This window comes from Paraburkholderia sediminicola, from assembly GCF_046027355.1.
GTDB lineage: Bacteria > Pseudomonadota > Gammaproteobacteria > Burkholderiales > Burkholderiaceae > Paraburkholderia > Paraburkholderia sediminicola_B.
The window spans coordinates 268171-282690 of sequence record NZ_JAQQEK010000001.1; the positions used below are offsets into that span (position 1 = coordinate 268171).

The 14520-nt window shown below is 63.3% G+C and carries 13 protein-coding genes; 8 read left to right on the top strand and 5 right to left on the bottom strand.

What is annotated here, in order from left to right:
• The first annotated feature begins 17 nt into the window (after positions 1 to 17).
• Both rhmD and lra1 read left to right on the top strand, forming a co-directional pair.
• Entirely contained in the window at positions 18 to 1196 is a 1179-nt protein-coding gene (rhmD, locus tag PQR42_RS01270) for an L-rhamnonate dehydratase (protein WP_012427543.1), read from the top strand.
• Positions 1197 to 1242: 46 nt separating this feature from the next.
• Complete coding sequence (lra1, locus tag PQR42_RS01275; RefSeq protein ID WP_408493542.1) at positions 1243 to 2025, top strand: L-rhamnose 1-dehydrogenase Lra1; 783 nt, start codon at positions 1243 to 1245, stop codon at positions 2023 to 2025.
• A 16-nt stretch (positions 2026 to 2041) separates the two neighbouring features.
• On the opposite strand, the gene PQR42_RS01280 is transcribed toward lra1, so the two are convergent.
• Positions 2042 to 3043, bottom strand: a complete 1002-nt coding sequence (locus tag PQR42_RS01280; protein ID WP_408384827.1) for a LysR family transcriptional regulator — start codon at positions 3041 to 3043, stop codon at positions 2042 to 2044.
• A gap of 139 nt (positions 3044 to 3182) precedes the next feature.
• Here PQR42_RS01280 and rhaM point away from each other — a divergent pair, with 139 nt between their 5' ends.
• The 6 genes from rhaM (at position 3183) to rhaS (ending at position 9185) form a co-directional block, all read left to right on the top strand.
• A complete protein-coding gene (rhaM, locus tag PQR42_RS01285; protein ID WP_408384824.1) occupies positions 3183 to 3506 on the top strand; it encodes an L-rhamnose mutarotase in 324 nt (107 codons plus the stop codon).
• Between the two features lie 57 nt (positions 3507 to 3563).
• Positions 3564 to 4457, top strand: coding sequence for an amidohydrolase family protein (locus PQR42_RS01290; protein ID WP_408209473.1), 894 nt, complete (start codon positions 3564 to 3566; stop codon positions 4455 to 4457).
• Positions 4458 to 4492: 35 nt separating this feature from the next.
• Positions 4493 to 6022, top strand: coding sequence for a sugar ABC transporter ATP-binding protein (locus tag PQR42_RS01295; RefSeq protein ID WP_408209470.1), 1530 nt, complete (start codon positions 4493 to 4495; stop codon positions 6020 to 6022).
• Positions 6019 to 7077, top strand: coding sequence for an ABC transporter permease (locus PQR42_RS01300; RefSeq protein WP_408384822.1), 1059 nt, complete (start codon positions 6019 to 6021; stop codon positions 7075 to 7077). Before PQR42_RS01295 ends, PQR42_RS01300 begins: the two co-directional genes overlap by 4 nt.
• Positions 7070 to 8086: an ABC transporter permease gene (locus PQR42_RS01305; RefSeq protein ID WP_408384819.1), complete on the top strand. Its 1017-nt coding sequence runs from the start codon at positions 7070 to 7072 to the stop codon at positions 8084 to 8086. Before PQR42_RS01300 ends, PQR42_RS01305 begins: the two co-directional genes overlap by 8 nt.
• Positions 8087 to 8177: 91 nt before the next feature.
• Positions 8178 to 9185 (top strand): rhamnose ABC transporter substrate-binding protein, encoded by a 1008-nt coding sequence (gene rhaS, locus PQR42_RS01310; protein ID WP_408384817.1) that lies wholly within the window; start codon positions 8178 to 8180, stop codon positions 9183 to 9185.
• A 134-nt stretch (positions 9186 to 9319) separates the two neighbouring features.
• Here rhaS and PQR42_RS01315 read toward each other — a convergent pair whose 3' ends face one another.
• From PQR42_RS01315 to PQR42_RS01330, 4 genes are all read right to left on the bottom strand, one after another.
• Positions 9320 to 10396, bottom strand: a complete 1077-nt coding sequence (locus PQR42_RS01315; RefSeq protein ID WP_408209458.1) for a porin — start codon at positions 10394 to 10396, stop codon at positions 9320 to 9322.
• A 56-nt stretch (positions 10397 to 10452) separates the two neighbouring features.
• Entirely contained in the window at positions 10453 to 11520 is a 1068-nt protein-coding gene (locus PQR42_RS01320) for an ABC transporter ATP-binding protein (RefSeq protein ID WP_408384815.1), read from the bottom strand.
• Positions 11513 to 13282, bottom strand: coding sequence for an ABC transporter permease (locus tag PQR42_RS01325; RefSeq protein WP_408209452.1), 1770 nt, complete (start codon positions 13280 to 13282; stop codon positions 11513 to 11515). The genes PQR42_RS01320 and PQR42_RS01325 overlap by 8 nt, the downstream gene beginning before the upstream one ends.
• Positions 13283 to 13385: 103 nt before the next feature.
• Entirely contained in the window at positions 13386 to 14474 is a 1089-nt protein-coding gene (locus PQR42_RS01330) for an ABC transporter substrate-binding protein (RefSeq protein WP_408384813.1), read from the bottom strand.
• Between the last annotated feature and the right edge of the window lie 46 nt (positions 14475 to 14520).

A 14520-nucleotide genomic window follows, 5' to 3' on the forward strand; every position in this document is an offset into this window, starting at 1 on the left:
ATAACGGAGCCCCATTCATGGCCATGCCTACCATCCGGCACGTGCGTGCCTTCATCGTCCGCGGCGGCGGTGCGGACTATCACGACCAACCCGGCGGACACTGGATCGACGATCACATCTCCACGCCGATGGCGCGTTATCCCGAGTATCGCCAGAGCCGCCAGTCGTTCGGCATCAATGTGCTCGGCACGCTGGTCGTGGAGATCGAAGCGAGCGACGGCACTGTCGGTTTCGCGGTGACCACGGGCGGCGAGATCGGCGCGTTCATCGTCGAGAAACATCTGGCGCGTTTTCTCGAAGGCCAACTCGTGACCGACATCGAGAAGATGTGGGATCAGATGTACTTCTCCACTTTGTACTACGGCCGCAAAGGCGTGGTGCTGAATACGATTTCGGGCGTTGATCTCGCGTTGTGGGATCTGCTCGCGAAAGTGCGCAAGGAGCCGGTGTACCAGCTATTGGGCGGTCCGGTGCGCGACGAACTCGTGTTCTACGCAACCGGCGCGCGGCCTGATCTTGCGAAGGAGATGGGTTTCATCGGCGGCAAGCTGCCGTTGCAGCATGGTCCGGCCGAAGGCGAGGCGGGCCTCAAGCAGAACCTGGAAAAGCTCGCGGACATGCGCAGCCGCGTGGGCGACGACTTCTGGCTGATGTACGACTGCTGGATGAGCCTCGACGTACCGTATGCGACGCGGCTCGCGCAAGCGGCGCACGAATACGGCCTCAAATGGATCGAAGAATGCCTGCCGCCCGACGACTACTGGGGCTACGCCGAACTGCGCCGTAACGTGCCACGCGGCATGATGGTGTCGACCGGCGAACACGAAGCGACGCGCTGGGGCTTTCGCATGCTGCTGGAGATGCAATGCTGCGATCTGATTCAGCCGGATGTCGGCTGGTGCGGCGGCATCACCGAATTGATCAAGATCTCCGCGCTCGCCGATGCGCACAATGTGATGGTGGTGCCGCACGGTTCATCGGTGTATAGCTATCACTTCGTGGTCACGCGGCACAACTCGCCGTTCGCCGAGTTTCTGATGATGGCGCCCAAGGCCGACGAGGTCGTGCCGATGTTCACGCCGCTGCTGCTCGATGAGCCGGTGCCGGTGAATGGACGCATGAAGGTGCCGGACACGCCGGGTTTCGGCGTGAGGCTGAATCCGGAATGTGCGTTGGTGCGGCCTTATCCGCGGTGATTGCGCGTAACCCCGTCGCAAGGTCGAAACATAAAAGGAGAATGACGTGCTGCTCAAGGACAAGGTCGTGATCGTCACCGGCGGCTCGCGTGGCATCGGCCGCGCGATAGCGGTTGCGTGTGCAACCGAAGGCGCGGACGTGGCGATCAACTACTGGGGCGATAGCGACGCATCGTATGGACGCCGCTCCGCCGTCGCGGAAGTGGTCGGCGAAATCGAGGCGCTGGGGCGGCGCGTGATTGCGATCGAGGGCAATGTCGCCGCGCGCGAAACCGGTCAGCAACTGGTGCGCCATACAGTCGAAGCTTTTGGAAAAGTCGACGTGCTCGCCAGCAACGCCGGCATCTGTCCGTTCCACGCCTTTCTCGACATGCCGCCGGAAGTGCTGGAGTCGACGGTGGCCGTCAATCTGAACGGCGCGTTCTACGTCACGCAAGCCGCCGCGCAGCAGATGAAGTTGCAAGGCACGGGCGGCGCGATCGTGGCGACGAGTTCGATTAGCGCGTTGGTGGGCGGCGGCATGCAAACGCATTACACGCCGACCAAGGCGGGCGTGCATTCGCTGATGCAATCCTGCGCGGTCGCGCTGGGACCGTACGGCATTCGCTGCAACTCGGTGATGCCGGGCACCATCGCAACCGATCTGAACGCGGAAGACCTCGCCGACGAGGCCAAGAAAGCGTACTTCGAAAAGCGCATTCCTTTGGGCAGACTGGGTCGTCCGGAAGATGTCGCCGATTGCGTGACGTTCCTCGCTTCCGACCGCGCGCGCTATGTGACGGGCGCGGCGTTGCTGGTGGACGGCGGTCTCTTCGTCAACCTGCAGTAACGCGGCGATGCCGATTTCAGTTCACGGGAGCCGAAGACAAGATCACGGAGTCGGCAGCGGCCGCGGAGGTGTCGTCGCGCTTGAGCTTGCGCGAGAAACCGCGCAACAGGTCGATGAAACGCAACGCCGGTTCGGCGAGCGGTTCTTCCTTGCGCGTGAGAATGCCGAAACCGGAGAGAGACTTGCCGATTTCGAGCGGCAATGCGACGAGCAATTTGCCGCGCAAATGATCGCGCACGACCGACTCGGGCAGCATCGCCACCGCATCGTAATTCTCGAGCAATTGCAGCGTGGCGAATATCGACGCGCATTCGGTCAGGTTCACAGGCGTGGCCAGCCCCGCACGCGCAAGTTCCTCTTCGAACAGCACGCGCGCCGGACTGGTGACGGGTTGCGCCACCCACGGCCAGTCGATCAGCTCACGCAGGGTGAGGCGCGCGCGCTGCGCGAGCGGATGCACCGAACGCACCACCAGCAGCAAAGTCTCGCGCGCGAGCGGTTCGAAGCTGAAATCGTTATGTTGCAACGGACTCGTGAGGCGCCCGAGCGCCAAGTCAACTTCGCGGCGATGCAGCAATTGCACGACCTGGTCGCTGGTTTCGCCGAGAATGCGCACGTTCAGCAGCGGGCTTTCGGTTTTCAGCGCGGCGACCGCCATGGCGAGCAGATCGGGCGCGGCGCCCATGATCGCGCCGACCGTCAGTTGCCCGTGACCGCCGCGGCGTTTCACGTCGAGGTCTTCGGCGAAACGGGTCAGTTCGGCCAGCGCGCGCCGCGCATAAGCCAGCGTGACGACGCCGAGCGGCGTGGGCGTCATGCCGCGCGCGTTGCGCTCGAACAGCAGAAAGCCGAACGCTTCTTCGATATCGCCGAGCATGCGGCTCGCGCTCGGCTGGGCCACGTTGACGGCCTCGGCGGCCTGATGGAGATTGCGCGCGTCGTCGAGTGCGACGAGCAGCGCGAGGTGCTTGAACTTGAGCCGGTTGACGAGTGCGACGGTTGCTGAGTGTTGGCTCATGGGGCGGGTGCGATTCGGTTTGTGGATCGCCCAATCCCAACAACGGATTGAGATGCTATCGACGCAGGAATTATAGTCGTTCCAGACGCTTCCACGTTTCGCTGGAAAAGCGCCCGGATACGACGGGAGACAGGCCGCAATGGAGACAATCGCTTTCCGGATGGTGCTCAACCCCGGCATGCGCGAGGAATACGAACGACGTCATGCGCAAATCTGGCCTGAGCTGGTTGATGCTTTGCACAACGCCGGTGTGCGCGACTATCGGATTTTCTTCGATCCAGACTCGGATCATCTTTTCGCCGTGCTCACGCGAAACACCCATCACACCATGGACGAACTGCCGCAACTCGACGTGATGCGCAAATGGTGGGATTACATGGCCGACATCATGCAGACGGCCCCGGATCACACGCCGGTGCAACAGCCGCTCGAACCGGTCTTTCATTTGATTTCGCTGAGTTGATCCGATCCGACTGGATCTCAAACCTCGAAACGATCTTCACCGGACGGAGGATGTCGCATGCAGGTGGTCGATTCGCATATCCATTTGTGGGATCTGAAAACGCATCGCTATCCGTGGCTGGAAAACCCGGGCGTGTCGTTCGTGGGGGACGCGCGCGATCTGAAGCACGATTACCTGCTAGACGATCTGTTGGGCGAAGCGGGCGACATCGACGTGCTGAAACTCGTGCACGTCGAAGCGAATCACGATCCCGCCGATCCGGTCGAAGAAACGCGCTGGCTGCAGTCCATTGCGGATCGAAAGGAATCGCGCGGCATGCCGAACGCGATCGTCGCCGCGGTGGATTTGTCCGCGCCGAATGCGCCGGCCTTGCTCGAAGCGCATGCGTCGTTCGCCAATACGCGTGGCATCCGGCAGATTTTGAACGTGCACGAGAACAAGCTGTTCGATTACGTCGGCCGTCATTTCATGCGCGAGCCGCAGTGGCGCGAGCACTTCGCGTTGCTGCGCCGCTACGACATGTCGTTCGACTTGCAACTGTATCCGTCGCAGATGGAAGAGGCGGCGGCGTTGGCGCGCGCGCATGGCGACACGCAGTTCGTGATCAATCACGCGGGCATGTTCGTCGACCGCAGCAGCGTGGCCGGTTATCGTGCATGGCGCGAAGGCATGCGCTTGCTCGCAGGCTGCCCGAATGTCGCCGTGAAAATCAGCGGACTCGCGATGTTCGATCATCGGTGGACCGTTGAAAGCCTGCGGCCTTACGTGCTCGAAACGATCGATACGTTCGGCGTCGAGCGCGCGATGTTCGCCTCGAACTTTCCGGTCGACCGCCTGTTCGGCTCTTACGCGGATTTGTGGCACGCGTATGCTTCGATTGTCGAGGGCGCGAGTGTCGCCGAAAAGGAAGCGCTGTTTTGCCGTAACGCGGAACGTTGCTACCGCATTTGAAAGATCTGGGTACACGAACAAGAAGGAGACACGCAGTGCAGCAACCCACATCCGCTGTGCCGAGGCTCGAATTACGGCATGCGAGTAAATCGTTCGGGCGGGTTCGCGCGCTATCCGACGGCGACCTCGCGCTCTGGCCGGGCGAGGTGCATGCCTTGCTCGGCGAAAACGGCGCGGGCAAATCGACGGTCGTGAAGATTCTCGCGGGCGTGCATCAGCCGGACACTGGCGAGTTGTTGGTGGACGGCGAGGCGCGCCGCTTCGCGACACCCGCCGAGGCACGCGACGCCGGCCTCGCGGTCATCTATCAGGAACCGACGTTGTTCTTCGATCTGTCGATCGCGGAGAACATCTTCATGGGGCGGCAGCCGGTCGACCGCATCGGCCGGATTCAGTACGACGCGATGCGCCGCGAGGTGGATGGCTTGCTGGCGTCGCTTGGCGTCGATCTGCGCGCCGATCAACTGGTGCGTGGTTTGTCGATTGCCGATCAGCAGGTGATCGAAATTGCCAAGGCGTTGTCGCTGAACGCCAACGTGCTGATCATGGACGAGCCCACGGCGGCGTTGTCGCTGCCCGAAGTGGAACGGCTTTTTGCCATCGTGCGCAAGCTGCGCGAGCGTGACGTGGCGATTCTGTTCATCACGCACCGTCTTGACGAAGTATTCGCGCTGACACAACGCGTCACGATCATGCGCGACGGCGCGAAAGTCTTCGACGGTTTGACCGCCGATCTCAACACCGAGGCGATCGTCACCAAAATGGTCGGCCGCGATCTGGAAACGTTCTATCCCAAGGCCGACCGGCCGCCCGGCGAAGTGCGGCTGTCGGTGCGCGGTCTTACGCGCATCGGCGTGTTCAAGGACATTTCCTTCGACGTGCGCGCGGGCGAGATCGTGGCGCTGGCCGGACTCGTCGGCGCGGGACGCAGCGAAGTCGCGCGGGCGATCTTCGGCATCGATCCGCTCGATTCGGGCGAAATCTGGATCGCCGGCGAGCGTCTGACGGCAGGCCGGCCCGCCGCCGCGGTGCGCGCCGGACTCGCGCTGGTGCCGGAGGACCGCCGGCAGCAAGGACTCGCGCTGGAATTGAGCATCGCGCGCAATGCCTCGATGACGGTGCTGGGACGGCTCGTCAAACACGGCCTCATCTCGACGCGCAGCGAGACGCAGCTTGCTAATCAATGGGGCACGCGCCTGCGCCTCAAGGCAGGCGATCCCAACGCGCCGGTTGGCACGTTGTCGGGCGGCAATCAGCAGAAGGTCGTGCTCGGCAAATGGCTGGCCACCGGGCCGAAAGTGCTGATCATCGACGAACCCACGCGCGGCATCGATGTCGGCGCCAAGGCCGAGGTGTATAGCGCGCTCGCCGAACTGGTGCGCGACGGCATGGCGGTGCTGATGATTTCGAGCGAATTGCCGGAAGTCCTCGGCATGGCCGACCGCGTGCTGGTGATGCACGAGGGGCGTATCAGCGCGGATATAGCGCGCGCCGATGCCGACGAGGAACGCATCATGGGCGCCGCGCTCGGCCAACCGATTTCACCGCTGGGACACGCCGCATGATGCGCCATTCTTCCACCCATCCCGCGCCGGTGCAGGCGCCGGTCCCGAAACGCGTGGCGAGTTCGCCGGGCGGCTTTGCCGCGAGCATTGCGAAGAGCCGCGAGACGACGCTCTTTGTCGTGCTGGTTCTGTTGATCGTGGGCACCGGGCTCGCGAAGCCGCAGTTTCTGAATCTGCAGAATCTGCGCGACGTGTTGCTGAATGTGTCGATTATCAGCTTGCTGACAGCCGGCATGACCGTGGTAATCCTGATGCGGCATATCGATCTCTCGGTCGGATCGACAGTCGGCATCAGCGCGTATGCGGTCGGCAGTCTGTATGTCGCGTTTCCGCATATGCCGGTGATCGTCGCGTTGGGGGCGGGGCTTGCCATCGGTCTCGTGGCGGGCAGCATCAATGCGCTCCTCGTCGCGGTAGGGCGCGTGCCGTCGCTCGTCGCGACGCTATCCACGCTGTACATTTTTCGCGGCGCGGACTACGCGTGGGTGCACGGCGGGCAGATCAACGCCACCAGCTTGCCCGATGCGTTTTCGCGTCTTGCCACCGGCACGTTCCTCGGCATTCCGACGCTCGCGCTGATCGCTATCGTCGTGCTTATCGGTCTTGCCGTGTATCTGAAGCAGTTTCGCGGCGGCCGCGAACACTACGCGATCGGCTCGAATCCGGAGGCGGCGCGTCTGGCCGGTGTGAACGTCGAGCGTCGCGTGATGGCGGGGTTCCTGCTGTCCGGTGCGATCGCTGGTTTTGCGGGCGCGTTGTGGCTGGCCCGCTTCGGCACCGTGGATGCGAGTACCGCGAAGGGCATCGAACTGCAGGTCGTGGCCGCCGCCGTGGTGGGCAGCGTCGCGATCACCGGCGGCGTCGGCACGATTCTCGGCGCGACGCTCGGCGCGCTCGTGCTTGGTGTGATCAGCATCGCGCTGGTGGTGCTGCACGTGTCGCCGTTCTGGGAGCAAGCCATCGAAGGCGCGCTGATCGTCGCCGCGATCACCGCCGATACCTTGCTGGCCCGCTCCGTCGCCAAACGCATGATGAGGAAACGCGATCATGGCTAAACCCGATTCCGCGCTGCTCACGCGCAAACGCGAAACGCCGCTGCAATGGGAAGTGCTGCTGGTGATCGTGCTGATTCTCTCGCTCGCGCTCGGACGTTTGTTGTCGCCGGTGTTTCTGACCGGCGCGAATCTGAGCAACGTGCTGGCCGATCTGACCGAGATCGCGCTGATGGCGCTGCCGATGACGCTGATCATCGTCGCCGCCGAAATCGACCTGTCGGTGGCGTCGGTGCTGGGCGCATCCAGCGCGTTGATGGGCGTGCTGTGGCACATGGGCTTGCCGATGCCGCTCGTGATCGTGCTGGTGCTGGTTGCCGGCGCGTTGGCCGGCTTGCTGAACGGCCTCGTGATCGTCAAGCTCAATCTGCCTTCGCTCGCGGTCACGATCGGCACGCTGGCGCTGTTTCGCGGCCTCGCCTACGTATTGCTCGGCGACCAGGCGGTGGCGGATTTCCCGCCCGCTTATACGGCGTTCGGCATGGACACGCTAGGCGGGAGTTTTATCCCGTTGCCGTTTGTCATCGTGATCGTCGGCGCGGTGCTGTTCACCGTGCTGCTGCAATCCACGGCGTTCGGCCGCAGTCTTTACGCCATTGGCGCGAATCCGACCGCCGCGGCGTTCTCCGGCATCGAAGTGGCGAAGATCCGCTTGCGTCTGTTCGTGCTGTCCGGCGCGATGAGCGCGCTGGCGGGCGTCGTCTATACCCTGCGCTTTACCAGCGCGCGCGGCGACAACGGCGAAGGTTTCGAGTTGTCGGTGATCGCGGCGGTGCTGTTCGGCGGCGTGAGTATTTTCGGCGGACGCGGTTCGATGATCGGCGTGCTGCTGTCGCTGCTGATCATCGGCGCGCTAAAAAACGCGCTGACGCTCGACGACGTGTCCAGCGAAACGCTCACCATCGTCACCGGCGTGCTGCTGCTGGCATCGGTGCTGATACCGAATCTGGTTGCCCGCTGGCGCGCGGCGCGCGACCGGCGTTTCATCGCGAAGTCCGCTTCTTCCCTGTAACGTCCTTGGCAATGCCTGTGTCTGAAAAGAGAAAGTCCACAACCGATAACCCGGACAACACCACGTCCAACAACAAGGCAGGAGACACTCTATGTTCAAACCTCTACGTCACACCGGCACCGCGGCGCTCTGCGTCGCGTTGATCGCGATCAGTTGCGCCGCGTCCGCCGCGGGCCTGAAAAACGGGCTGAAAATCGCATTCGTGCCGAAGCAGATCAACAACCCCTACGAAGTGATCGCCGACGAAGGCGGCATGGCCGCGATCAAGGAATTCGGCGGCGTGGGCAAAGCGGTGGGACCGTCGGACGCGGGCGCGTCGTCGCAGGTGCAGTACATCAACACGCTGATCACGCAGCGACAGGACGCGATCGTGATCGCCGCCAACGACGCCAATGCGGTCGTGCCGTATCTGAAGAAAGCGATGTCGCAAGGCATCAAGGTCGTGACCTTCGACTCGGACACGGCGCCCGAGGGCCGGCAACTGTTCGTCAACCAGGCGAACGCGGAAGGCATCGGGCGCGGCCAGGTTCAACTGGTCGCGAAGCTGATGGGCGGTGAGGGTGAGTTCGCGGTGCTGTCGGCCACGCCCAACGCGACCAATCAGAACACCTGGATCAAGTGGATGCAGGAGGAGCTGAAAAAGCCTGAGTATTCGAAGATCAAGCTCGTGAAGATCGCCTACGGTAACGACGATGATCAGAAATCGTTCACCGAAACGCAGGGCTTGTTGCAGGCATATCCGAACCTGAAGGCGATTGTCGCGCCGACCACGGTCGGCATTGCCGCCGCCGCGCGCTATATCTCGACCTCGTCGAGCAAGGGCAAGGTGGCGGTCACTGGTCTGGGCACGCCGAACCAGATGCGCGCGTTCGTGAAGAACGGCACCGTGAAGGCGTTCCAGTTGTGGGATCCGGGTCAACTCGGCTACCTGGCCGCGTATGCCGCGGCTGCGCTGTCGTCGGGCACGATCAGTGGCAAGGAAGGCGAGTCGTTCGACGCCGGCAAGCTCGGCAAACGCACCATCGGACCGCAAGGCGAAATCATCCTCGGACCGCCGACTACGTTCGATTCGAGCAATATCGACAACTTCAACTTCTAACCGGTAACGCTCGCCGCGCTACATTGCGCGGCGAGGTGTTTTCGGTGAAGCGCGAAACGCGAGGCGCGTGGGCGATGCATTGCTCGCGCGCCTCGTGTTTTTTGAGCCGTAGCCGCATGGGGCTCGCCGACGCTTCAGAACCGATGCTGAATACCCGCAGTGACGCCCGCCTGCGTATCCGCCGCGCCGGTCAGATCGCGCGACAGACTCACTGCGTTGCCGTGTTTGGCCATCGCATAACCGCCCGCCATATACAGTACCGTGCGCTTCGACAGCGCGTACTGCGCGCGCAGCGAGAACAGCGTCGGATCGGCGTCGCTCGCGTCCTTGATGTCCTGATGGTAGACCGCGGCGAGCAGCGAGATGAACGGCGTCACGTCGTATTGACCGCCGATCCAGTACATGTCGCTGCGCAGCGTCGGCGTGCTGGTGTGGAACGTGCGCCGGTAGTTCCGATAGCCCGCCATCGCCTTCACCGCGCCGAAGTCGTAACTCAAGCCCGCGTGAATGCCCTGAATGTAGTTGGTGGTATCGGCGGGCGTGACGCTGTCGTTCGCGCCGTTCTGCCGGTCGAAGGTCGCGACCGCCGCGAACGGACCGTTCTCGTAGCCGAGACCGAAGTCGTACTTCGAACTCGACTTCATGCTGCCGGGCACATTGCCGAAGCCGTACATCGCGCCGAACTTGAAGCCGGCATAGGTGCCGTCGTAACGCACCGCATTGGCCGAGCGCGAGAACAGCCCGTCTTTCCGTCCGCCTGTAGCCGTGGATGACGTCGCCCACGAGTAGTTCGGCGCATAACCCATCGGATCGAACGGCAGCATGTAGTCGTAGGTGGTCGTGAAATTGCGGCCGAGCGTGATTTGCCCGAAGCGGTTTTTCAGGCCGATGGTTGCGCGGCGGTCGAAGATCGCGCCGGGGCCGTCGTCGAACTGGCCGTTGGCGATGTTGATGCCGCTTTCCAACTGGAACACCGCCTTCAGTCCGCCGCCGAGATCCTCGACACCGCGCAATCCCCAGCGCGATGTGTTCTTGCCGCCCGAGACGAGGCGCGTGGCGCCGCCGTCCTTGCTTGCATGGTTCACGTATTCGATGCCCGCATCGACGATGCCGTACAAGGTCACGCTCGACTGCGCGTGCGCGCCCGCTGCAAACCCGGCGAGCCCGGCGCAAGTCACGCCTACGGTTGCCTTCTTCATGCTCCACTTCATCAATAGTCTCCTATGGTTGGTCTTTTTTGCTTCGGTTGGGGATTCGGTGCCGTGCTTCAACTCGCCTGAGCGAAGGCCCAGCAGTCGTTGGCAGGGAATTCGATCCAGTGACGGCCGGCCGCGCGCGGCACGTGGCCGAAGGCGCGCAGCCGCAGGTCGCCGCAATGGAACAGGTATTCCCAGCGGTCGCCGAGATACATCGACGTGACGAGCTCGGCTTCGAGCCGGTTGGTGCCGGGACCGTCGGCGACCTGCACGCGTTCGAGGCGGATCACGGCTTGCGCATGCTGTCCGGCGGTGAGCGCTTCGCGTGCATGCGCCTGCAGCTGCCAGCCGTCGCCGGCGAGCGTCACGCGTTCGCCGTCGACCGCAGCCACGCGCGCCTCGATGCGGTTGTTGCTGCCCATGAATTCGGCGGTGTAGAGCGAGCGGGGGGCGCCATACAGTTCGGCGGGCGTGCCTTCCTGTTCGATGCGGCCGTTGCGCAGCAACAGGATGCGGTCGGACATCGCCATCGCTTCGGTCTGGTCGTGCGTCACGCACAACGCCGAGAGGCCCAATGACACGATGAGCTCGCGCAGCCAGGCGCGGGCTTCTTCGCGCAGCTTGGCGTCGAGATTGGAGAGCGGTTCGTCGAGCAGAATCACCGGCGGGTTGTAGACGAGCGCGCGTGCAATCGCCACACGCTGTTGCTGGCCGCCGGAAAGCTGATACGGATAACGCGCGGCAAGGTGGCCGAGGCCGAGCTGGTCGAGCGCGGCCTGCACACGCTTTTTCTGTTCGGCGGCGGTGACGCGCCGCAGCTTCAATCCATAGCCGACGTTATCGGCCACCGTGCGATGTGGCCACAGCGCATACGACTGGAACACGAGCCCGAGCGAGCGCTGCTCGACCGGCAGATCGACGTGTTTCGCGCCGTCGAAAAACGCCTTGCCGTCCAGTTCGATACGGCCCGACGACGGCTGTTCAAGACCGGCCACCGCGCGCAGCAGCGTGGTCTTGCCGCTGCCCGACGCGCCTAGCAGGCAGACCACTTCACCGGGATTCAGTTCGAACGACACGCCTTTGAGAATCGGGTTGTCGCCATAGCTGAGAAAGAGGTTGTCGACCGAGAGCTTATCCATGCAATTTCACTCCGAAGCGCAGCGCGACGCCGAGTCCGGCGCCGACCATCGCGATGTTGATGACAGAAAGCGCGGCGACCTGATCGACCGCGCCGGTCGCCCACAGCGACACCAGCAGCGCGCCGATCACTTCCGTGCCGGGCGAAAGCAGATAGACGGCGGTGGAATACTCGCGCTCGAAGATCATGAAGATCAGCAACCAAGCCGCGAGCAACCCGAAGCGCACGAGCGGCAGCGTCACATCGAGGCTGACGCGTGCGCGCGTGCCGCCGACGCTGCGTCCCGCTTCTTCGAGTTCCGGGCCGACTTGCAGCAGCGCGCTCTGAATCAGACGCATGCCGTACGCGAGCCACACGACCGTGTACGCGATCCAGATGCTCCACATGGAGTTCTTCAGTTCCTTCAGGCCGGGTACGAAGAGGAAGATCCACAGGAACGCGAGACCGGCGAGCAGGCCCGGCACCGCGCGCGGCAGCAGCACGAGGTAATCGAGCAGACGCGTGGCCCAGTCGTTGCGGCGATGGCCGGCGAACGCCACCAGCGAATAGAAGCCCACCGCCAGCGCCCCGCCGATCACGCCGATGCCGAGCGTGTTCAGAATCGCGCGCACCAGGTTGTCCTGCTCGAACAGTTCGGTGAAGTTGGCAAGCGTGAGGACTTCGGCGAGATGCACGCCTTGCCCCCAGTTGGTGACGAATGCGCGCAACGTGATGCCGGAGAGCGGCACGAACACCGTCAGCAGCAGCCACAGCGCGACGATCGCAAGCGCGACCCAGCGCCACGCGCCGAGCGGCAGGACGGTCTGACGTCCCGCCTTGCCCTTGACCGTGACGAAGCGGTTCGCGCTCTTCAGCAGTCGGCGTTGCAGCAGCACGAGCGGGAACGTGATCGCGACGATGCACATCGCGACTGCGGCCATCAGGTGATACGAGGGCACGCCGAGCTTGTTGGTGAGCTTGTAGAGATACGTGGCCAGCACGAGGTGTCCTTCGGGATCGCCGAGCACGAGCGGCAGGCCGAAGACTTCGAAGCCGAGGAAGAACACCAGCACGCCGGCGAACAGCAGCGCGGGCAGCGTCATCGGCAGGCTGACGTCGAGCGCGACGCGAAACGGCCGCGCGCCGGCGACACGCGCCGCTTCTTCGACGTCCGAGCCGAGATTGCGCAGCGCCGCCGACGAATACAGGTACACGTGCGGCACATGCGTGAGGCCGACGATCACCGTGATGGCGAACACCGAGTAGACGGTCCACGGTGCTTCGGCGGTACCGAACAGTTCCATCCACCAGACTGAGTAGAAACCCACCGGGCCGGCCGCGACCACGTAGCCGAAGGCGAGCACCATCGGCGAGACGAACACGGGCGTGAGCAGCAGCGGTTCGAGCCAGCGGCGGCCGGGCAGGTCGGTGCGCACCATCAGGAACGCGAGAATGCCGCCGAGTGGAATCGAGATGAACAGCATCCCGGCTGCGATGACAAAGGAATTTTTCAGCGCGGACCAGAAGTCCGGGTCGCTGAAAATGAATTCGAAGCCGGTGAGGCCGAACGTGCGCTTCGCGTCGAAGAACGGCGCGCTCAGCACGCTCTGCAACAGGATGAAGCCGAGCGGCAGCGCCACCGCCACGGTCAGCACCGCGATGACGAGCCAGCGCAGCAACCCCATGAACGGCTGCAGTCCGCCGCGTGGCAGCGCGCCGATGGAGCCGTCGTCTGTCGCGTGCGGCGGCGCGGCGCGGCGTCCGGTTGCGCTAGTGGAAAGCATGAGTGTCCCCCTGCGGCACGCAGGCCGCATATCGACAGGTATGGAAAGAAGGGCCGGCGGCCGCGCGCGTCAGTGCGGCCGCTTGCGTATCAAACGCGAAGGGCTAGCGCTTGATCGACTGTTGCCATTGCTTGAGGAATTCGAGGCGCTTCGACTGGTCGAGGTAGACCAGCAGGCCCGCGCCGATCGGGATCGGTTTGAGCGAATCGCCGAGTTGCTTCGTCAGGCCGGCCATCGACGTTTCACCTTCCACGTCGGCGCGAATCGAGAACAGGCTCGCCTGATTCGCCAGCAGCGTCTGGCCACGTTGCGAGAGCAGGTAGTCGACCCACAGCTTCGCGGCGTTCGGGCTTTGCGCCTTCTTCGAAATCGTCACGAGCCGGCTGACCACCAGCGTGTAGTCCTTCGGATAGACATAACCGATCGACGGATCTTTCTTCGCCTTGGTCAGCGCGTACGAGCCGAGAATGTTGTAGCCGATCAGGTTCTCACCCGAGGAAATGCGTTCCATCATTGCGCCCGTGCTCGACTGCAGTTTCGGGCCGGTGGCTCCCATGGCCTTGACCAGATCCCACGTGACCTGCGGATTGACGCGCGCGTCCTGGGTTAGATAGTTGAAGCCGACGCCGGACTTCTCGATGTCGTAAGTGGTGACCCGGCCTTTGAACTGATCGGGCTTGGTTTGCAGCAGTTTGATCAGATCGGCGCGGGTTTGTGGCACGTCGCCGGCCGGCACGAGGCGCTTGTTGTAGACGATCGCGAGCGGCTCGTAGGTGGTGCCGTAAGCCTGCTTCTGGTACTGCGCCCATTGCGGCAACTGCTTCGCTTCGGGCGATTCGTAAGTGGCCATCAGGCCGTCATTGACGAGCTTGACCTGCAGGTCCATGGCCGAACTCCACAGCACGTCGGCGCTGGTGCTGCTGGCCGCGTTTTCGCTGATGTAGCGGTTGTACAGCTCGGTGCTGTTCATGTCGTTGTACTCGACCTTGATGCCGTACAGGCTTTCAAAATCCTTGATGAGCGGGCGCACCAGTGCAGTGTCCGTGACCGAGTAGACGATCAGCTTGCCTTCCTTTTTCGCGCCGTCGACGGTGGCCTGGTAATCACTGGGATAACCGGCCGGAATGGCCGCCCACGCTGAATTTGCGGCGAATGCGATAGCGGCTGCGAGAACCTTCAAAGTGTTTTGCACGTCTTCCTCCAGAAAACTTCGTGTTGGTTTTGTGTAGGCGAATGGT